The organism is Geodermatophilus siccatus (genome assembly GCF_900103785.1).
In the GTDB taxonomy this organism is placed as follows: domain Bacteria; phylum Actinomycetota; class Actinomycetes; order Mycobacteriales; family Geodermatophilaceae; genus Geodermatophilus; species Geodermatophilus siccatus.
On the sequence record NZ_FNHE01000001.1, the window covers coordinates 677,999 to 697,084 of the forward strand.

At 74.9% G+C, this 19,086-nt stretch carries 23 protein-coding genes; 12 read left to right on the forward strand and 11 right to left on the reverse strand.

Annotated elements, in window-relative coordinates; translation table 11 throughout:
* Positions 1-73: 73 nt before the first annotated feature.
* From BLS21_RS03225 to BLS21_RS03240, 4 genes are all read left to right on the forward strand, one after another.
* A complete protein-coding gene (locus BLS21_RS03225) occupies positions 74-916 on the forward strand; it encodes a sigma-70 family RNA polymerase sigma factor (RefSeq protein WP_245699993.1) in 843 nt (280 codons plus the stop codon).
* A 121-nt stretch (positions 917-1,037) separates the two neighbouring features.
* Entirely contained in the window at positions 1,038-1,328 is a 291-nt protein-coding gene (locus BLS21_RS03230) for a hypothetical protein (RefSeq protein ID WP_091213579.1), read from the forward strand.
* On the forward strand, positions 1,325-1,672 hold the full coding sequence (locus BLS21_RS03235) for a hypothetical protein (RefSeq protein ID WP_139176999.1): 348 nt from the start codon (positions 1,325-1,327) through the stop codon (positions 1,670-1,672). The genes BLS21_RS03230 and BLS21_RS03235 overlap by 4 nt, the downstream gene beginning before the upstream one ends.
* A 106-nt stretch (positions 1,673-1,778) precedes the next feature.
* Positions 1,779-2,696 carry an HAD family hydrolase gene (locus BLS21_RS03240; RefSeq protein WP_245699994.1) on the forward strand — a complete coding sequence of 306 codons (918 nt, stop codon included), beginning with the start codon at positions 1,779-1,781 and terminating at the stop codon, positions 2,694-2,696.
* A 235-nt stretch (positions 2,697-2,931) separates the two neighbouring features.
* Here the strand turns inward: BLS21_RS03240 and BLS21_RS03245 are convergent, their stop codons facing one another.
* From BLS21_RS03245 to BLS21_RS03270, 6 genes are all read right to left on the reverse strand, one after another.
* Positions 2,932-3,840 carry a lysophospholipid acyltransferase family protein gene (locus tag BLS21_RS03245; protein ID WP_091213584.1) on the reverse strand — a complete coding sequence of 303 codons (909 nt, stop codon included), beginning with the start codon at positions 3,838-3,840 and terminating at the stop codon, positions 2,932-2,934.
* Positions 3,833-4,939 (reverse strand): NAD-dependent epimerase/dehydratase family protein, encoded by a 1,107-nt coding sequence (locus BLS21_RS03250; RefSeq protein ID WP_091213587.1) that lies wholly within the window; start codon positions 4,937-4,939, stop codon positions 3,833-3,835. The genes BLS21_RS03245 and BLS21_RS03250 overlap by 8 nt, the downstream gene beginning before the upstream one ends.
* 10 nt (positions 4,940-4,949) lie before the next feature.
* Positions 4,950-5,048: a 30S ribosomal protein bS22 gene (locus BLS21_RS03255; RefSeq protein ID WP_012854759.1), complete on the reverse strand. Its 99-nt coding sequence runs from the start codon at positions 5,046-5,048 to the stop codon at positions 4,950-4,952.
* A gap of 290 nt (positions 5,049-5,338) precedes the next feature.
* Positions 5,339-5,683: a helix-turn-helix domain-containing protein gene (locus BLS21_RS25715; protein ID WP_245699996.1), complete on the reverse strand. Its 345-nt coding sequence runs from the start codon at positions 5,681-5,683 to the stop codon at positions 5,339-5,341.
* A 251-nt stretch (positions 5,684-5,934) separates the two neighbouring features.
* A complete protein-coding gene (gene proC, locus BLS21_RS03265; protein WP_091213590.1) occupies positions 5,935-6,765 on the reverse strand; it encodes a pyrroline-5-carboxylate reductase in 831 nt (276 codons plus the stop codon).
* Positions 6,762-7,487: a hypothetical protein gene (locus BLS21_RS03270; RefSeq protein ID WP_091213592.1), complete on the reverse strand. Its 726-nt coding sequence runs from the start codon at positions 7,485-7,487 to the stop codon at positions 6,762-6,764. The genes proC and BLS21_RS03270 overlap by 4 nt, the downstream gene beginning before the upstream one ends.
* Positions 7,488-7,547: 60 nt before the next feature.
* On the opposite strand from BLS21_RS03270, the gene BLS21_RS03275 reads away from it, so the two are divergent.
* Positions 7,548-8,117 (forward strand): type 1 glutamine amidotransferase domain-containing protein, encoded by a 570-nt coding sequence (locus tag BLS21_RS03275; protein ID WP_091213595.1) that lies wholly within the window; start codon positions 7,548-7,550, stop codon positions 8,115-8,117.
* Positions 8,118-8,179: 62 nt separating this feature from the next.
* Here BLS21_RS03275 and BLS21_RS03280 read toward each other — a convergent pair whose 3' ends face one another.
* Both BLS21_RS03280 and BLS21_RS03285 read right to left on the reverse strand, forming a co-directional pair.
* The gene (locus BLS21_RS03280; protein WP_091213598.1) at positions 8,180-9,004 is read right to left on the reverse strand and encodes a hypothetical protein; all 825 of its coding nucleotides are present in this window, start codon (positions 9,002-9,004) and stop codon (positions 8,180-8,182) included.
* Positions 9,001-9,948 (reverse strand): Ppx/GppA phosphatase family protein, encoded by a 948-nt coding sequence (locus tag BLS21_RS03285; RefSeq protein WP_091213601.1) that lies wholly within the window; start codon positions 9,946-9,948, stop codon positions 9,001-9,003. Before BLS21_RS03285 ends, BLS21_RS03280 begins: the two co-directional genes overlap by 4 nt.
* 88 nt (positions 9,949-10,036) lie before the next feature.
* Between BLS21_RS03285 and BLS21_RS03290 the strand changes: the two genes are divergently transcribed.
* The 3 genes from BLS21_RS03290 to BLS21_RS03300 all read left to right on the forward strand — a co-directional run bounded on the left by BLS21_RS03290 (position 10,037) and on the right by BLS21_RS03300 (position 14,015).
* Positions 10,037-10,837: a DUF3109 family protein gene (locus tag BLS21_RS03290; RefSeq protein WP_091213603.1), complete on the forward strand. Its 801-nt coding sequence runs from the start codon at positions 10,037-10,039 to the stop codon at positions 10,835-10,837.
* Positions 10,838-10,929: 92 nt separating this feature from the next.
* Positions 10,930-13,086 carry a bifunctional MFS transporter/dTMP kinase gene (locus BLS21_RS03295; protein ID WP_091213606.1) on the forward strand — a complete coding sequence of 719 codons (2,157 nt, stop codon included), beginning with the start codon at positions 10,930-10,932 and terminating at the stop codon, positions 13,084-13,086.
* Between the two features lie 80 nt (positions 13,087-13,166).
* Positions 13,167-14,015: a class I SAM-dependent methyltransferase gene (locus tag BLS21_RS03300; RefSeq protein ID WP_091213609.1), complete on the forward strand. Its 849-nt coding sequence runs from the start codon at positions 13,167-13,169 to the stop codon at positions 14,013-14,015.
* 90 nt (positions 14,016-14,105) lie between these two features.
* Here BLS21_RS03300 and BLS21_RS03305 read toward each other — a convergent pair whose 3' ends face one another.
* Positions 14,106-15,101 (reverse strand): helix-turn-helix domain-containing protein, encoded by a 996-nt coding sequence (locus tag BLS21_RS03305; protein WP_091213611.1) that lies wholly within the window; start codon positions 15,099-15,101, stop codon positions 14,106-14,108.
* 102 nt (positions 15,102-15,203) lie between these two features.
* On the opposite strand from BLS21_RS03305, the gene BLS21_RS03310 reads away from it, so the two are divergent.
* Both BLS21_RS03310 and BLS21_RS03315 read left to right on the forward strand, forming a co-directional pair.
* Positions 15,204-15,389: a hypothetical protein gene (locus tag BLS21_RS03310; protein WP_245699998.1), complete on the forward strand. Its 186-nt coding sequence runs from the start codon at positions 15,204-15,206 to the stop codon at positions 15,387-15,389.
* A gap of 10 nt (positions 15,390-15,399) precedes the next feature.
* A complete protein-coding gene (locus BLS21_RS03315) occupies positions 15,400-15,609 on the forward strand; it encodes a DUF3072 domain-containing protein (RefSeq protein ID WP_091213618.1) in 210 nt (69 codons plus the stop codon).
* Between the two features lie 251 nt (positions 15,610-15,860).
* Here BLS21_RS03315 and BLS21_RS03320 read toward each other — a convergent pair whose 3' ends face one another.
* On the reverse strand, positions 15,861-16,541 hold the full coding sequence (locus BLS21_RS03320; protein WP_091213621.1) for a response regulator transcription factor: 681 nt from the start codon (positions 16,539-16,541) through the stop codon (positions 15,861-15,863).
* Complete coding sequence (locus tag BLS21_RS03325; RefSeq protein WP_091213623.1) at positions 16,538-17,767, reverse strand: sensor histidine kinase; 1,230 nt, start codon at positions 17,765-17,767, stop codon at positions 16,538-16,540. The genes BLS21_RS03320 and BLS21_RS03325 overlap by 4 nt, the downstream gene beginning before the upstream one ends.
* A gap of 224 nt (positions 17,768-17,991) precedes the next feature.
* Between BLS21_RS03325 and phoU the strand changes: the two genes are divergently transcribed.
* Together phoU and BLS21_RS03335 are read left to right on the forward strand one after the other, a co-directional pair.
* A complete protein-coding gene (gene phoU / locus BLS21_RS03330) occupies positions 17,992-18,651 on the forward strand; it encodes a phosphate signaling complex protein PhoU (protein ID WP_091213626.1) in 660 nt (219 codons plus the stop codon).
* Positions 18,652-18,771: 120 nt separating this feature from the next.
* The coding region (locus tag BLS21_RS03335; RefSeq protein WP_139177001.1) for a helix-turn-helix domain-containing protein at positions 18,772-19,086 on the forward strand (315 nt) is incomplete at its 3' end.

Consider the following 19,086-nt stretch of genomic DNA (forward strand, 5'->3'; position numbering starts at 1 on the left):
TGCCGCGACCCCCCTGCACGGGCGTCACGGGCCGGGACGACGCCGGTCCCCGGCGGGCGGACGAGGAGGACGCATGCGACGGTCGCGCCCGGCGGACGAGCGCGCGCCCGCTGCCCCGCCCGTGGCGTCCGCCGAACCCCGTCCGCGGCCCACCCCCCGGCCGCGCCCGACCCCCTACCCGGGCGCCGTCGGCGACACACGGCCCGCACCGGAGCCGCAGTTCCGCTCCGCCCCGGCGCGGGGAGCGGAGCGGGGGGTCCCGCGCGGGGAGGCCACGGCGTCGCCGGACGACGTCGCCGCCGAGCCCGACGCCCGCGCGCAGGAGGTCGCCGAGGAGTTCGCGGCCCTCGGCGAGGCGGTGCCGCCGCCGGTCGTCGACGTCTGGGCGCTGGTCCGCCGGGCGCAGGACGGCGACGCGGAGGCGTTCGGCCGCCTCTACGACCACTACGTGACGATCGTCCACCGGTACCTGCTGCACCGGGTCGGCGACCGCGCCCAGGCCGAGGACTTCACCAGCGAGACCTTCGTCCGCGCGCTGCGCCGGATCCACTCGCTGTCCTTCCAGGGCCGCGACGTCGGCGCCTGGCTGGTGACCATCGCCCGCAACATCGTCCGCGACCACGTGAGGAGCAGCCGGTTCCGGCTCGAGGTCACCACCGCCGACATGCGCGACGCCGACCGGGTCACCGACGGGCCGGAGGACGCCGTCGTGCAGGCGCTGACCAACGAGCAGCTCCTGGCCTGCATCCGGCAGCTCGGCGGCGAGCAGCAGGAGTGCATCTCGCTGCCCTTCCTGCAGGGCCTCTCGGTGGCCGAGACGGCGGCGGTCATGGGCAAGGAGGAGGGCGCCGTCAAGGCGCTGCAGCACCGCGCCGTCCGCCGGCTGGCCGGCCTGTTGCCGGAGGGACTGCGGTGAACCCCTCGCTGGGTGCCCACCGGTACCCCGTATCGGCCGCGCCCCCGGTGTCGTTGCCGGGGTGGAGGCGCTCCGGCGGGGAGCGTCGCGACCCCCCGGACCGACCCCTCGGAGGCACCAGGTGACCACGCGCGGCGGCGCCGGACTGCCGGGCGGCCGGCGGGCCGTCGTGTCCGAGGAGGACGCGGTCGTCGCCCGTCTGCAGCAGCCGGCAGCCGACCTCGACGACGCCCCGGACGCCCGCTTCCGGGCCGTCACCCGCGACCGGCTCGTGGCGATGGCCGCGGTCCGCGCGCCGCAGCCCGTCCCGCGCTCCGGGCTGCGGCGGCTGCTGACCGTCCGCGCCGACACCGGCCCGCCCCCGGCGTGGCACACCCGGCTGACCGCGCCGGCCTGGCCGGTGCGGCGGTGACCGTCACCGCCCTCGGGACGGTCGTGGCGCTGTCCACCGACGCCGGGCCCGGTGACGTGCTCTACGGCGTCAAGCGGGGCACGGAGCGGACCCAGCTCGTCCTCGCCGGGGACGACGGCGGCGTCCTGTCCGGCGACGTCCCGGCATCCGACGGCGGCGCTCCCCCCACTGGCTCCTCGGCGGACGCGCCGGTCCCGGCTCCGCAGCCGGCACCGGTGCCCGAGAGCCCGGCGGTCGAGTCGCCGCTGCCGGTGCCGCTGCCGACGCCCACAGTCCCCGTGGAGCCCGACGCCCCGCTGCTGGACACCCCGCTGCCGATCTGCATCCGGCCGCTGGTCTGCTGACTCCCCGAGGGGCCGAGCGGTGCCGAGACCCCCGGCCGGTCCTCCGCGGGACGCCACTAGGGTCGGGTGTCCACCGGCCGCCCGCGAGGGCGGTGGAGGAGCGACAGTGGAGGTCGTCGTGCCGGGACTGCCCTTCCGCGGCCGCCGCGCGCGCTCGGCGGCCGTGCCGGACGAGGAGACGCGGGCGCACGTCGCCGGCGCCGCCTCGGCCGCGGCCGCCGAGGTCGAGCCGGCGCCGGCCGCCGTCCCGGACCTGACCGCGGCGGCGTTCTTCGACGTCGACAACACCATGATGGTCGGCGCGTCGATCTTCTGGTTCGCGCGCGGCCTGGCCGCCCGCAAGTACCTCACCGCCCGCGACATGACGCGCTTCGTGTGGCAGCAGGCGAAGTTCCGGATCGCCGGCAACGAGAGCGCCGACGACATGCACACCATCCGCGAGAGCGCGCTGGCCTTCGTGGCCGGGCGGCCGGTCGCCGAGATCGTCCAGGCGGGCGAGGAGATCTACGACGAGCTCATGGCCGACCGGATCTGGGCCGGCACGCGAGTGCTCGCCCAGCAGCACCTCGACGCCGGGCAGCGGGTCTGGCTGGTGACGGCGACACCGGTGGAGCTGGCCAGCATCATCGCCCACCGGCTGGGGCTCACCGGCGCGCTGGGCACCGTCGCGGAGGTCGTGGACGGGCACTACACCGGCCGGCTGGTCGGCGAGCTCATGCACGGCGAGGCCAAGGCCGAGGCGGTCCGGGCACTGGCCGAGCGGGAGGGCCTGGACCTGTCGCGCTGCACCGCCTACAGCGACAGCTCCAACGACCTCCCGATGCTCACGCTCACCGGTCGCGCGATCGCGGTGAACCCCGACACCGAGCTGCGCGCGGTCGCCCGCTCCCGCGGCTGGGAGGTCAAGGACTTCCGCACCGGCCGCAAGGCCGCGAAGACCGTCGTGCCGACCGTCGCGGCCGCAGCTCTCTCCGGTGGGCTGGTCGGCGGTGCGCTCGCCCTCCGCCGTCGCAAGGTGAGCTGAGCCTCCCGTCGCGCTCCGCGCTCCCACCGCGGCCACGTGCCGTCCCCGACCTGCGCTGAGCCCTGCTCGACGCTCGATCGCGGGAGCCTCCGGCCCCCACTCCTCGCGCCGCCACGCAGGGCGGCTCCCGTTGGCAACCGCGGCCACGTGCCGTCCCCGACCTGCGCTGAGCCCGGCCTGCCCCTCCGCGCGGAGGCCTCCGGCCCCCTCGTCGGGCACCTCGCAGGGCCGGTCCCTAACCCCAGACGGACTTGCGCTGCAGGAGGAGCTGGTAGAGCGACTGCTGGATGGTCTCGCGCACCTGGTCGGTGAGGTTGAACACGAGCATCGGGTCCTCGGCGGCCGCCGGACCGTAGGACGCCGTCTCGATCGGCTCACCGAAGGCGATCAGCCACTTCGACGGCAGCGGCACCAGCCCCAGCGGGCCGAGCGCCGGGAAGGTCGGCGTCACCGGGAAGTAGGGCAGGCCGAGCAACCGGGCGACGGTCTTGACGTTGCCGATCATCGGGTACGTCTCCTCGGCCCCGACGATCGCGCACGGGATGATCGGCGCCCCGGTGCGCAGTGCGGCCGTGACGAAACCCCCGCGGCCGAAGCGCTGCAGCGTGTACCGCTCGCGGAACGGCTTGCCGATCCCCTTGAAGCCCTCGGGGAAGACCCCGACCAGTTCGCCGCCGGTGAGCAGCCGCTCGGCGTCCTCGTTGCAGGCCAGCGTGGAACCGAGCTTGCGCGACAGCGAGCCGATGAACGGCAGGTCGAAGACCAGGTCGGCGCCGAGCAGCCGCAGCCGCCGGCGGGCCGGGTGGTCGTCGTGCAGTGCGACCGTGGCCATCATCGCGTCGAGCGGCAGGGTGCCCGAGTGGTTGGCCACGACCAGCCCGCCGCCGGTGGTGGGCACGTTGTCCACGCCGTGGGTCTCCACCCGGAACCACCGCTCGAACAGCGGCCGCAGCATCGGGAGCAGCACGTGGTCGGTGAGGTCGGGGTCGAAGCCGAACTCGTCGGTGTCGTAGTCGCCGGTCACCCGACGGCGGAGGAACTCCAGGCCACCGGAGACCTGCTCCTCCCACGAGGCGGACGACGGCGGTGGGACCCGAGGCTCCTCGTCGTCGGGCCGCAGCGGGATGACCCGCGCCTCAGGCATCGCGCACCGCTCGCAGTCCCGGGGACGGAGGCGCCGGCCGCAGCCGCTCCCCCACGGTGCCCGCCGTCGCGCCGATCCGGGCCACGAGGTCCTGCGCCCGCCCGGTGACACCGGCGACCACCCCGGGCGGGATGACCGGCACCAGGGTGGTCGCGTAGTCGGCCAGCGCCTGCTCGGTGGTGTACCGGGGGGTGTAGCCGAACTCGTCGCGCAGCACGGTGGTGTCCACGACCCGGCCGAAGTTGAGGAAGCGCATCTGCTCCGGGGAGTAGTCGACGAACCCGAACCGGCGGGTGAACCGGCCCAGCTGACCGAGGGCGGGCGAGGGCAGGGGGACCTGCAGCCGGCCGAGCCGGCGGATCAGCTGCGACAGCAGCAACGTGCCCTGCCCGCCGACGTTCACGGTGCCGGCGAAGTCGCCGGTGGTGGCTCGGGTGAGCACGGCGAGGGCGTCGTCCTCGTGGAGCAGCTGCACGCGTGCGTCGTACCCCAGCGCCGTGGGGACCAGCGGCATGCGGAGGAACGAGGTGAGCACCGAGTCGATGCGCGGGCCGATGAAGTTGGTGAAGCGCAGGGCGGCCACCGCGACGTCGGGACGGCGGCGCGCGAAGGACCGCACGTAGCCCTCGATGTCGACGCTGTCCCGGGCGAAGCCCCCGGAGGGCACCCGGCGGGCCTGCATCTTCTCGGTGAAGACCGCGGGGTCACGGGAGGAGGCGCCGTAGACGGCGCTGCTCGACTTCAGCACGAACCGGCGGACCGACTCAGCCCGCTGGCAGGCCGCCAGCAGCTGCATCGTGCCGATGACGTTGAGCTCCTTCATCGGCCCCCGCCCGCCGGAGCCGACGGGTGTGGAGCTGATGTTCATGTGCACGACCGTGTCGACCGAGGCCGTCCCGATGACCTTGCCGATCATCGGGTTGCGGATGTCGGCCCGCACGAACTCGGTGCGGCCCAGCCGGCGGAGCACCTCCGGCGACGGGGGGATGGTGTCCACCCCGATGACCCGCTCGATGGCGCGGTCGCGAGCGAGCTCGGCCGCCAGCGCACCCCCGAGCCACCGGCTCACACCGGTGACCAGGACGACGGCGGGCGGCACGAGCGTCAGCTCACTTCTTGTTGCGGCGCTGGACGCGGGTCTTCTTCAGCAGCTTGCGGTGCTTCTTCTTCGCCATCCGCTTGCGGCGCTTCTTGATGACCGAACCCATGTGCCTGCTCCCGACGTCGTTGCGGCGCGGCGGCCACCGTCGACCGGGAGGTCGCACCGGGCGCCGCGCGAGGTGATCAGCTCGTGTGCGACGACCCGGGCCGCACTGGCCCCGGTGTCGCTCGGCGTCCGAGCGTACCCGGCGGCCCCGCGGCGACGCTGCCGCGTGGACCTGCCGGCGATCCGGACCCACCCGCAGGGGTGGGGTGGTGCAGGTGACGTGCTGGAACGGCCTCCTCGCAGGGTCCCGCCACGAGCTCGCGAGCGGCGGGGAGGAGGGAGGTCCTCACGTCAGGCGATGTCGGTGTAGGCGTCGCGCAGGTAGTCCTGGACCGCGCGCTCCGGCACGCGGAACGAGCGGCCGACGCGGACGGCGGCGAGCTCACCGGCGTGCACCAGGCGGTACACGGTCATCTTGGAGACGCGCATCATGCTGGCGACCTCGGCGACCGTCAGGAAGGTGACGGCGGCGCGGGGGGCCGGGACCGGCGGGCGGCCGACGGGCATGGCGGCCGGGTGCTGCGGCGGGACGGGGCGGGCCATGGTGGCGGCCTGGATCGGCCGGCCGACGGGGCGCGGGCCGGGAACGCCGGGACGGGCGTAGGCGGCGGGAACGGTGCGCTGGGGCATGGTCATCTCTTCATCTCCGGACCTAGCACGCGCCGGGCGTCGGCTTCCCCACCGACTACGGAGCCCGCATGTGCTGACACAGAGAGTAGGGGGGCATGCGTGACAGAAGCGATGGAAGAAACGAACAGGGGGAACGGTCCGTCCTGGGCAGAACTACACCTATGTAGCCACGTCGACATGTGCCCGGGCGCGTCGTAGGCGACTCGTGGCGACGCAGTCACGCTGTGTCGATACATCGACGCCCCGCCGGGGTACGGTCACCGGTCGCGCGCAGCCCGTCCGAGCTCCACCGAGCGTGCGTGCGCCGCCTCGATGGCCGCGATCAGCGCCGCGCGCACGCTGTGCCGCTCCAGTTCTCGGATGGCGGCGATCGTCGTCCCGCCCGGGCTGGTGACCGCCTCCCGCAGCTGCACCGGGTGCTCGCCGGAGTCGCGCAGCATCACCGCCGAGCCCAGCGCGGTCTGCACGATGAGGTCCACGGCCAGGTCGCGCGGCAGGCCGAGCAGGATGCCGGCGTCGACCATCGCCTCGACCAGGTAGAAGAAGTAGGCCGGACCGCTGCCCGACAGGGCCGTCACGGCGTCCTGCTGGGCCTCCGGCACCCGCCGCACCCGCCCGACGGCGGCCAGCAGGGCCTCGGCCTCGTCCAGGTGCCCCTCGTCGGCGTGCGCCCCGGCCGACAGGACGCTCATCCCCTCGTCCACCAGGGCCGGGGTGTTGGGCATGACCCGGACGACGGGGACGCCCTCGGGCAGCGCCGCCTCGATCGTCGACGTCGGGACGCCGGCGGCCACCGAGACCACGAGGTGGCCGGCGTCCACCGAGCCCGCCAGCGACCCGAGCAGCGTGCCGATGTCCTGGGGCTTGACCGCGAGCAGCAGCACCCGGGCACGGGCGGCGGCCTCGGCCAGCCCCAGCACCGGGACCCCGTACCGCTCCGTCAGCTGCGCGGCGCGCTCGGCACTGCGCTCGCAGACCACGATCCCCTCGGGTCCGCCGCGGCGGACCAGGCCCGAGAGCAGCGCCTCCCCGATCTTCCCGCCGCCGACGATCGCCAGGCCGGAGCGGCGGGCCTCCCCCGCGCTCACGACCGGCCCACCGGGCGGAGGGCGGGGGTCGCGGGACCCGAGCGGAGGACCACCCGCACCCGGTACCCACCGGCGACCAGCCGGCGCTGCTGCTCGCTGCGGACCTGCCACGGCATGACGTACTCCCAGCTGTCGGGGGCTCGTTCGTTCCAGGCGGCGCGCTCGCCGGCGAGGGCGACCAGCCGCGGGTCGGTCGTGCCGACGCCGGGGCGCCCGGCCCCGCTCATCAGCACGTCGAGGCAGCGCACGAAGGCCAGGTCGGCGGCCGCACCACACCGGCCGGGCAGGTGCGCGCCCGTCAGCCGCACCCGGTCACCCGCCAGGGCACGGCAGCGCTCCTCGGCTCCGTCGTCGGCCGCACGGACCACCACGGTGACCGGCCCGGCCTCCGCCGCGAGGGCGTCCACCGCTGCCGGGACGCCGTCCAGCGCGACGTCCAGTCCGGCGTCGGCCGCAGCAGCGACCACCCCGGCGGCCGCGGAGCCCAGCCGGTCGACGGGGACGGTGAGCTCGCAGGCGCTCGCCAGCCCGGCGCCGGCCACCCGGGCGACGAGGTCGCGCAGCTCGGCCGCGGGGTCCGCGGCCGGCGTGTGCGCGAGGGCGACCGCGCACCCCGCCGCGGTGGCCTCGGCGGCGACGCGGACCGGGTCGGCGACCTGCCGGCCGGTCCGGGGCAGCGCGTCGAGCAGGCGGCGCACCGGGGGTGTGATCTGCGCACGCACGGGGCCGAACCTAGTGCTCGCGGCGTGTGTGCTCCTCGGGGGCGGGGTAGCCGCCGCCGCATGGCTGACGAACTCAACGGGTTGAGGGTGGCCGTCCTCGCGACCGACGGCGTGGAGCAGGTCGAGCTCGACCGGCCGTGGCAGGCGCTCGAGGAGGCCGGCGCCCAACCGGAGCTGGTGTCCCTCGAGGCCGGGGAGATCACCGCCTATCAGCACATCGACAAGGGCGACACCAAGAAGGTGGACGCGGTGGTCAGCTCCGCCGACCCCGACGAGTACGGCGCGCTGGTGCTGCCCGGAGGGGTCATCAACGGCGACTTCGTCCGCGCCGACGCCGACGCGGTGGCCTTCGTGAAGGCCTTCTTCGAGGCGGGCAAGCCGGTGGCGGCGATCTGCCACGCGCCGTGGGTGCTGGCCGAGGCCGACGTCGTCCGCGGGCGGCGGATGACCTCCTGGCCCTCGCTGCAGACCGACCTGCGCAACGCCGGTGCCGACTGGGTCGACGAGGAGGTCGTCGTCGACGGCAACCTCGTCACCAGCCGCAAGCCCGACGACCTCGACGCGTTCAACGCCGCGATCGTCGAGCAGTTCGCCGCCGAGGACGAGGACGAGGACGCCGACGAGGACTAGGAGACGACGGCCCTGTCACCGGTCCCGCCCCGAGCCCGCGGAGGGCGGGCAGGGCGTGGTCCTCACGCGGTGGAGAGCAGACCGGCGGCGGGCGCGATGGTGAGCAGGGTCCCGGCGAAGACCAGCACCGCCACCAGCCGCGCGCCGGCCGGCTCCCGGTCCTGGCGCTGCCGCCACGCGCTGACACCGCCGACCAGCCCGGCCACGGCGACCGGGGCCAGCAGCACGGCCACGTAGGGCAGCTGCTGCCACAGCACGGTGAACAGGAAGTAGGTGCCCACCCCGGCGGCCAGCGCGAGCACGAGCTCGCCGATGAAGCGCAGCCAGGCCAGCGCGCCCTCGCCGGGCCCGACGCCCTCGTCGAGCAGCGGCGGGTCGTCGGTCCGGACGACGGGGATCGGGCCCGTCCGCGGCCCGGGGTCGGCGCCCGCCGTCCTCGCTCGGGGTGCCCGCTCGCGGACCGACCCCTCCCGCGCCGTGCCCTCACGCGTGGCCCCGGCGGCGGCCGGGACGTCCGGCTTGCGGGAGGGCCGCAGGCCCGGGATGGCCGCGGTGGAGGGCTCGGGCTGCCGACGTCCGACCCGCCGCTCCGGCGCCGGCGCGTCGGCGCCCTCGATCTTCTCCCTGACCCGGTCACCAGGCCGGCTCCCGGCCCGGTCCCCGGCGCGGTCGCTCGAGCGCCGGCCGAACTCCGGCCGGTCCGCGACCCGCCCGGTGTCCCCGGAGCCGCGCTGGCGGACGCCGGTGTCCTCGAGCTCCTCCCCGCGGCGGCGCCGGCCGCGGGTCGGCGACTCGACGCCGGCCTCGCGCAGGATGTCGGCCAGCGGCCGGCCGCCGGTCTCCGGGTCGCGGCGCCCCTCGCCGCGGCTGCCGGGGGGAGTGCTCATCTCTCGTCCTCCAACGAGTCCAGTCGCCGGAGGATGACGCCCTCCCGCAGCGCCCACGGGCAGATCCGCACGGACGGTACGTCCAGCGCCCGCATCGCGGCTCGCGCCACGACGGCGCCACCGGGGATCTGGTGGGCGCGGTCGGGCGAGACGCCCTGCAGCTCGGCCAGCGCCGAGGACTCGATGCGCGCGACGAAGCCGAGCAGCTGCGCCAGCCCCTCGAGGGTCAGCTGGCGCGGCGCGCGCAGCCCCGCGGAGTAGGGCGCCGCGCCGGTCAGCCGGGCCAGCGTCCGGAACGTCTTGGAGGTGGCCGCCACCAGGTCCGGTGGACCGCCGGCCAGCAGTTTCTTCGCCGCCGGCCGGAGCAGGTCCGCGGCGTGCTCGTCGAGCTCGGCGAGGGCCCGCAGGTCCGGACGTCCGCCGGTGCGCGCCTCGGGCAGGAAGCGTCGGGTCATCCGGCCGGCACCCAGCGGGAGGGACAGCGCGACGTCGGGGTCCTCGTCCAGGCCGCTGGCCAGCTCCAGCGACCCGCCGCCGATGTCGAGCACGAGCAGCCGCCCGGCGCTCCACCCGAACCACCGGCGGACGGCGAGGAAGGTCAGCCGCGCCTCGTCCTCACCGCTGGTCACCTGCAGCTGCACGCCGGTCTTCTGCCGCACCCGCTCCAGGACCTCCATGCCGTTGCGGGCCTCGCGGATGGCGGAGGTGACCAGCGCGAGCACCTCGTCGCAGCGCTGCTTCTCGGCCTGCTCGCACGCCTTGCGCACCGCCTTGAGCAGCGCCTTCTCGCCGTCCTTGGACAGCAGGTCGTCGTCGCCGACGTGCTCGGCCAGGCGCAGCAGCCAGCGGTCGTCGTGCTGCGGGGTCGGGTGGCCGCCGCGATGGGCGTCGACCACGAGCAGGTGCACGGTGTTCGAGCCGACGTCCAGCACCCCGAGCCTCATGCGGTCAGTCTGCACGGCCCCCTCCGGAGGCTCGCGCCGAGCGGATCGAGGCGTGAGGGGGAGGGGGTCCTCTCTCTACGCTGGCCGGGTGCACGACGTCCCACCCGAGGTGCCGCTGGACTTCGCCCGTGAGTGGGTCGAGTTCCCCGACCCGGCCGATCCGCACCACGTCGTCCGCGCCGACCTGACCTGGCTGTCGTCGGCCTGGACGTGCGTCTTCGGCCGCGGCTGCGCCGGTGTCGTCGAGGGCCGTCCGGACGACGGCTGCTGCAGCCACGGCGCCTTCTTCACCGACGAGGACGACCTGGCCCGGGTGACCGCCGCCGTCGCCGACCTCCCCGACGAGGACTGGCAGCTCGCGCCGGTCGGCCGCGGCGCCTGGACCGAGGAGGACGACGCCGACGAGCAGGGCGGCGTCCGGTCGCTGCGCACCCGCCTGGTCGACGGCGCCTGCGTCTTCCTCAACCGGCCCGGCTTCCCCGGCGGCACCGGCTGCGCGCTGCACCGCATGGCGCTGCGCGAGGGCCTGCACCCGCTGCTGACCAAGCCCGACGTCTGCTGGCAGCTGCCGGTGCGCCGCGAGCAGGAGGAGGTCGAGCGCCCCGACGGCACGACGGTGCTGGTGTCGAGCATCGGCGAGTTCGACCGCCGCGGCTGGGGCCCCGGCGGGCACGACCTGCACTGGTGGTGCACCGGCTCACCGGCGGCGCACGTCTCCGCCGAACCGCTCGTGGTCACCTACGAGGGCGAGCTCACCGCCCTCCTGGGGCCGGCGGCCTATGCAGAGCTGCGCCGGCTGGCCGAGGAGCGGCTGGACCGCGGCCTGGTCGCCCCCCATCCGGCGAGCCCGCCGCCCGTCCCGGTGACGCTGCACCGCCGCCGTCCCTGAGAACTCCCCCGACCGGGGGCCGGACGACACCGGTCGGTCACGTCGCGCCACTACCCTTCCCGCGACGCGACCGACGACCGGACGGCGGGACTGTGACCGAGGAGCGCGCGACGGCGGGCCCTCCCCCGGCCGGGGGGCGGTCCGACAACGCCTTCCTCGCGCTCGTCCGCATCCCGGTGTTCCGGCGGCTGTGGGCCGCGATCACCGTCTCCAGCCTCGGCGACTGGCTGGGGCTGCTGGCCACGACGGCGATGGCCCAGCAGCTCACCCGCGGCGAGTCCCTGGCCGTGCAGGGCGCGGCCATCTCCGGCGTCATCCTCACCCGGCTGCTGCCCGACCTCGTGCTGGGACCGCTGGCCGGGGCGCTGGCCGACCGGCTGGACCGGCGGACGACGGTGGTCGTCGGCGAGCTGCTGGCGCTGACGCTGTACCTGTCGATCGCGGTCACCTACGAGCTGACCTGGCTCTACGTCGCCCAGTTCCTCGTCGAGGCCGTCGGGCTGTTCACCAACCCGGCCAAGCAGGCGATCTGGGTCTCGATCGTGCCCCGCGAGCGGCTCGCCGTCGCCAACCAGGTCTCGCTGTTCTCCGTGTACGGCGCGGTCCCCGTCGCCGCCCTGCTGTTCGCGCTGCTGTCCACGGTCAGCCGGCTCCTGGGCGAGGGCGACGGCAGCGAGGCGCGGACGGCGATCGTCGTCGCCCTGGTCGTCAACGCCGCCAGCTTCGGCCTGAGCGCCGCCACCGTGCTGTGCTCCCGCCGGCTCATCCCGGGCACCCCGGTCGACCGGGACGGCGCGCAGCGCAACGTCCTCTCGCTGGTCGTGGAGGGCGTGGCCTTCCTGCGCGGCCAGCCGTTCATGCGCGCCCTCTACGTCGGCGTGATCGGCGCGTTCGGCGCCGGCGGGCTCACCGTCGGCGTCGCCCAGCTGTACGTGGCCACCCTGCAGGCCGGCGCGGCCGGCTACTCGGTCGTGTTCGGCGTGGTCTTCACCGGCCTGGCCATCGGCATGCTGGCCGGCCCGCGCATCCTGCCCACGGTGCCGCGGCGCAGCGTCTTCACCCACGCCATCGGGCTGGCCGGCGTGGCGCTGCTGGCGATGTCGCTGCTGCGGGACTTCGTGCTGGCCACCGCCGCGGCGTTCTGCGTGGGCCTGTTCGCCGGCGTCAGCTGGATCATCGGCTACACGCTCATCGGCTTCGAGGTCGAGGACCGGCTGCGCGGCCGGGTCTTCGCCTTCGTCATCTCCTCGGTGCGCATCGTGCTGCTGCTGGCCGTGGCGGTCGGCCCCGGGTTGGCCGGGCTGCTGGGCACCCACGACGTCCGTCTCGGCGACCTGGTGCTCACCCTCACCGGCCCCGGTCTGACGCTGCTGGTCGGCGGGGTGATCGCCCTGGCCGTCAGCGCCTACGCCACCCGCCAGGTGGTGCCGGTCCGCTCGCGCACCCGCGTCCGCGACGTGCTGCGGCTGCTGTGGGGCCGCTCGGACCTGTTCTCGGCCGCCTCCAGCGGCGTGGGGCTGTTCGTCGTCGTCGAGGGGGCCGACCGCGAGCTGACCCGCCGGTACACCGCGGACCTGGCCCAGGTGCTGCGCGACTGCGGCTGCCCGGTCGAGGTCACCGCCGAGCCCAGTGACACGCGGCTGGGCCGGCAGGTGCGCGGTCTGCTCTTCCCGGCCGCGCCCGGCTCGAGCACCGGCGTCCCGCAGCCGAGGCCGGCCGTCGACGACACCGGCCGCCCGGTCACGGCGCACACCGCCGCGCTGCTGGCCGCCGCCGACCGCGCCCAGCACGTCGCGACGGTGATCCGCCCCGCCCTCGAGGCCAACCGGGTGGTGGTCAACACCCACTACGTGGACACCTCGATCGCCTTCCACGGCGCCGGCCAGGGGCTCGACGGCGACCGCATCTTCCGGACGTCGCTGTGGGGCACCCGCGGGCTGCTGCCCGACCTGACCGTCGTCGTGGACTCCCCGGTGACCTCGGCACCCGCGGGTGCGGACGCCGAGGCGGTGCGCCGCGCCTTCCTCGCGCTCGCCGAGGCGGCACCGGACCGCTACGTCGTCGTCCCCGGGGAGCTGCTGGGCGAGGGCGAGGGGCTGGTCTCCCCCGTCGTCCGCCGGCGGCTGGCCACCCTGGTGGCCTCCCGCTACCCGGCCGCCGGGGGCGCCGCGTCGGCCTCCGCGGGTGCGACGACGCCCGGCGCGGCCTCCGCCACTGCCGTGGAACGGGCCGGTCGCTCCGTAGGCTGACCACGTGACCGAGCGTGCGAGGTCACGCAGCGGCACAGCACGGTCGGCACGGGTCCGACGAGCGCCAGCGAGGAGGACACGTGACGGAGCTCGCGCGCTGGACGGCCGAGGACACCGAGGACGTCGTCTGCTGCCTGTGCCGGCTGCCCGGCACGCTGGTGCACGACGTCGCCCCGTTCGGCGTGGTCCGCTGCCCGCAGTGCGAGCTGGTCTTCATCAGCCCGCGGCTGCGCCCCGAGGCGCTGCAACGGCTCTACGACGACGTGGGGTACTTCGAGGGCGGCGTCTACGGGTCGGGGGTCTCCTCGGACGACGGCGCCCCCTCGGCCGAGGGTCGCTGGTCGCCGGCGATGCTGCTGCAGCGCACCTGGACGGCGGGCCGCCTCGCCCTGGTCGACCGCGAGCGCGGCGGCGCGGCCGCGGGTGGGCGGCTGCTCGAGGTCGGCGCCGGCTACGGGCTGTTCCTCGCCGCGGCGCGGGAGGCCGGCTGGACGACGTCCGGCGTCGAGCTGTCCCGCACCGGGGTCGGGCACGCCCAGGACGCCCTCGGGCTCGACGTGTTCTGCGGCCAGCTGGAGGACGCGCCGCTGACCCCGGGCTTCGACGTCGTGTGCGCCTGGGACACCGCCGAGCACGTGCCCGACCCGCTGTCCTTCTGGCGGACGGTGCGCTCGCTGGTCGCCGACGACGGCGTCGTCCTGTTCTCGACGCCCTACGTCTCCTCGCTGCCGGCGCGGCTGCTGGGCACCCGCTGGTGGACGCTCAAGCCGACCGAGCACATCTGGCACTTCACGCCGCGCACCCACGCGCTGGTGCTGGCCCGGGCCGGGCTCGCGCTCACCCGGGTGATCCGCAGCCCGCTGGCCCCGGCGAACGCCGGCCGGCTGGACTCCCTGGTCGGCGTGGCCCGGCCGATCCCGGGCTCCTGAGGAGGGGCCCAGTCCGCGGCGGGATCGGTGCGGCCCCGTCCCGGGTCCTGCCCTGAGCCCGCGAGGGGTGGGGAGGACGGGGGTCCGTCCTCACGCGGCGCGGTCGTCGTCCGCCGCGGCGAGCGCGGCCCGGAAGGTCTGCCGGTAGGCCCGCGGCGACACCCCGCGCCGGCGGGTGAACTGCTCGCGGAACCCGGCGGCGGTGCCGAAGCCCACGAGCCGGGCGATCTCCTCGACCGGCGCGTCGCTCTCCTCGAGCAGCGCCTCCGCGGCCGCGAGGCGGCGGCCGAGCAGCCAGGCGTGCGGGGTCGTCCCGGTCGTCGCCTTGAACCGGCGGGCGAAGCTGCGCGGGCTCATCAGCGCGCGGCGGGCGAGCAGCTCGACGCTGAGGTCGTCGGCGAGGTGGTTCTGCGCCCACTCCAGGACGGCGCCGAGCAGGTCGTCCTCGCACTCGGCGACGGGCGCGTCGATGAACTGCGCCTGCCCGCCGTCGCGGTGGGGCGGCACCACCATCTCGCGCGCCAGCGCGTTGGCGGCCGCGGCGCCCCACTCCCGGCGCACGAGGTGCAGCAGCGTGTCGACGCCGGCCGCCGTCCCCGCACCGGTGAGGATCCGGCCGTTGTCGACGTAGAGCACCGAGGGGTCCACCTCCACGGCGGGGTAGCGGGCGGCCAGCTCGCCGGCCCACTTCCAGTGGGTGGTGACCCGCTTGCCGTCGAGCAGCCCCGCCTCGGCGAGCACGAACGCGCCCGTGCAGTGGCTGATGACCGTGGCACCGCGGGCGTACGCCTCGCGGAGGGCGTCGAGCAGCACCGGCGAGGGCACGCGGTCGAACAGCTCCCACGCCGTGATCGAGACGATGTCCGAGGAGGCCAGTCGCTCCAGTCCGTGCTCCACCGTGATGGGGATGCCGGTGTCGGTGCGCAGGACACCGGGCGACTCGCTGACCAGCGCGAAGTCGAAGCGCGGCAGCCCCATGTGCCGACGGTCGTAGCCGAAGACCTCGGCACAGACGCCGAGGCCGAAGCTGCCGACGAGACCGTCGGCGACGATCACGCTCACCACGAGGGGACGGTCGGTGCTCATGCGCACAGCATGGCAGGAAAGCTGCGACAGCGGTCACTTCTGCCACTCGTGCCGGCGACCGCCCGGGAGCACGCTGCTCGTGTGCTGCTGATCACCTGCCCCGTGACGAGGACCGACGAGCTGGTCGCCGACCGGCGCATCCGCTCGGTGGTCAACCACCCGACCCACATCGCGCTGCACGTCGAGTGCCCCTGCGGCGGCGTGCACGTGTACCGCACCGGCCGCCGGTGGGAGGCCGCCCGCCGTGCAGCCGCGGCTCGACCTGCGCCGGAACTCACCTCCGCCTAGACTCGAACACATGAGCGAACCCACTGCGAATGACGACCGCAGCGCCCAGAAGGACCCGTCCGACTGGGTGACCGGTGACGAGCCGGCCACCGGCGCGCAGAAGAGCTACCTGCACACGCTGGCCCGCGAGGCCGGCGAGGACGTGCCGGACGACATCTCCAAGGCCGACGCGTCGCGCAAGATCGACGAGCTGCAGGACGAGACCGGCCGGGGCAACTGACCCCGGCCGGCCCGTCCGGCACCTGGCCGCGGTGCCGTCGAGAGGTGGGCCCGTAGGGGTCCGCGACGAGGCGGCGGTCGGGCTGAACGCCGGTCGGGGACGGCACGTGGCCGCGGACGCCGACGTGCGCCGCCCTGCGAGGCGCCTCGACGAGCGGGGGCCGGAGGCCTCCGTGAGGAGAGGCAGGCAGGGCTCCGCTCAGCTGGGGAACGGCACCTGGCCGCGGTGTCGGCCGGTAGGCCGACCGAGTACTACGCCTCCAGCTTGTAGCCCAGACCGCGGACGGTCACCAGGTACTTGGGGTTGGCGGGGTCCGGCTCGATCTTGGCGCGCAGCCGCTTGACGTGGACGTCGAGGGTCTTGGTGTCGCCCACGTAGTCCGAGCCCCACACCCGGTCGATGAGCTGGACCCGGGTGAGCACCCGCCCGGCGTTGCGCATGAGCAGCTCGAGCAGGTCGAACTCCTTGAGCGGCAGGGCGACCGGCTCGCCGTCCACCGAGACGACGTGCCGTTCGACGTCCATGCGCACCGGGCCGGCCTCCAGGGCCGAGTCGACCGGTGCCTCGACGTCGCCGCGGCGGCGCAGCACCGCGCGGATGCGGGCGACCAGCTCGCGGGCCGAGTACGGCTTGGTGACGTAGTCGTCGGCACCGAGCTCCAGGCCGACCACCTTGTCGACCTCGGAGTCCTTCGCCGTCAGCATGATGATCGGCACGCCGCTGCGGGAGCGCAGCTGGCGGCAGACCTCGGTGCCGGGCAGCCCCGGCAACATGAGGTCGAGGAGCACGATGTCGGCACCGCCGCGGTCGAACTCGGCGAGCGCCTCCGGCCCGGTGGTGGCCACGACCGGGTGGAACCCCTCCTTCCGCAGCATGTAGGACAGCGCTTCGGAGAAGGACTCCTCGTCCTCCACGACCAGCACTCGGGTCATGACCGTCCTTCCGGGGCGTCAGCGGCGGACGGGCCGCCGGCCAGGTCGTGCTCGGCCGGCGCGTCACCGGCGGGTTCGGGTGCGGCTCGGACCAGCGGGATCCGCAGGGTGAAGGTGGAGCCGAGGCCCTCCTCGCTCCACACGCTCACCGAGCCGCCGTGGTTGGTGGCCACGTGCTTAACGATCGCCAGCCCGAGGCCGGTGCCTCCGGTACGGCTGGCCCGGGACTGGTCGACCCGGTAGAAGCGCTCGAACACCCGCGAGCGGTCCTCGCGCGGGATGCCGATGCCGCTGTCGGTCACGGTGATCTCCGCGAAGCCGGCGCGGGCGCGGGCGCCAACGGCGATCCGGGTGTTCTCGGGGCTGTAGCTGACGGCGTTGGCCAGCAGGTTGGTGACCGCCGTGGCCAGCTGCGACTCCACGCCGCGCACCACCAGCCCGCTCTCGCCGCCGGAGACGATGGTGATCTGCTTGGCGGTGGCCGCCAGCTTGGTGCGGTCGACCGCCTCGGCGATGACCGTGTCGACGTCGACCGGCACGAGCTCGGGCAGCGGCTCACCGCCCTGCAGCCGGGACAGGTCGATGAGCTCGCGGACCAGGCGAGCCAGCCGATCGGCCTCGTGCGTCATCCGGCTGGCGAAGCGACGCACCGTCTCCGGGTCGTCGGCGGCGTCCTCGATCGCCTCGGCGAGCAGCGAGAGCGCCCCGACCGGGGTCTTCAGCTCGTGGCCGACGTTGGCGACGAAGTCCCGGCGGACCGCCTCGACCCGGCGCGCCTCGGTCACGTCCTGCAGCACCAGCGCCACCGGCCCGGGCGCCGGGCCGGAACCCCGCTCCAGCCGGACGCCGAGCACCCCCACCTGCCGCGGCCCCCCGCCGACCACCGCGCCGGGCAGCGACACCTCGGCGCGACGTCGGCCGTCCTCGCGGACCGCGCGGGCCAGCTCCAGCAGCTCGGGGACCAGCAGCCGGGTCTGGCGGACGATGCCGAGGGAGCGGGCCGCGGGGTTCGCCAGCAGGACCACGTCATCGGCGTCGAGCAGGACGATGGCCGGGTCGATCAGGTCGAGCAGCCGCCGGGATAGGACCGCCTCGGGGGCGGGACCGTCGGACGGGGCGACCCGCTCGGGGTCGGGGCGGCGCGGACGCACCAGCAGCGTGGCGACCAGGACGCCGACCACCAGGCCGACGACGACGCCGACCAGCAGGGCGACCGACGAGCTCACGGGCCGATGCTAGGCCGGACGGACCGCCGGACACCCCCCGTACGGGTGACCGAGACACCCCGGACCGTGACTGTTCACGTCCCGGTGTCCACCCGTTCACCGACGAGGCCGAACTGGGTCGACAGACGGTCCTACCCTCGGGGTCCAGAGATCGTCGGGGCCTCGAGCAGCGGGTACCCCGGAGCGTTGGGCCACGGCCGACAGGGCCGGCGAGGAGGACGACGGTGCGGCAGCACTACCACGAGGAACTCGAAGACATCAACAACTGCCTGGTCGAGATGGCGAACTCGGTCGGGTCGGCCATGAGCAAGGCCACCACCGCACTCCTGGATGCCGACATCGAGCTGGCGAACCTGGTGATCGAGGGCGACGAGCACATCGACGCCACCCGGGAGAGTATCGAGCAGCGGTGCTTCACCCTGCTGGCCCGGCAGGCACCGGTCGCCACGGACCTGCGCACCATCACCGCCGGGATGCGGATCATCAGCGACCTCGAGCGCATGGGTGACCTCGCCGTCCACGTCGCGAAGCTGGCGCGGATGCGCTTCCCCGAGCACGCGGTCCCGCAGGAGCTGCGGCCCATCTTCATGGAGGCCGGGCACGTCGCCGAGAGCCTGGTGACGCAGACGGCGACCGTCATCGCCAAGCTCGACGTCGAGGCGGCCGCCGCGCTGGAGGCCGAGGACGACCTGATGGACCAGTTGCACCGGCAGCTGTTCAACGAGCTGCTCGTCAAGGACTGGCCGCACGGCATGGAGGCGGCCATCGACATCACCCTGCTGGGCCGCTACTACGAGCGCTTCGCCGACCACGCGGTCAGCGTCGCCCGCCGGGTGGTCTACCTGGTCACCGGCGAGCGGGAGATGCACGCGACGGCCGACTAGTTGTACTGATCGGGCAGGTTGGTGCACCGCGTGGTGAACGGTCGATCTTGATGTGGGGAGGGACCTCCGGGTTCGGTGTGAGAGCCGCCAAGCACTCACCCAGACCCCAGGAGGTCCCTCGTGGTCCACCGTAATGCGCCGCTGACCGAGACCGGTCGGCTGCGGCTGGCCCGCTGCATCGTCGAGGACGGCTGGCCGGTCGCCCGCGCCGCGGAGCGGTTCCAGGTCTCTCGGCCCACGGCCACCCGCTGGGCAGACCGCTACCGCGAGCACGGATCGGCCGGCATGGCCGACCGCTCCAGCCGGCCACGTCGCAGCCCGCGGCGCACGCCGGCTCCGGTGGTGCGTCGAATCGTGCATCTGCGCTGGAAGCAGCGGCTGGGCCCGGTGGGCATCGCCGGTCGGGTCGGCTGCGCCGCCTCCACCGTGCACCGG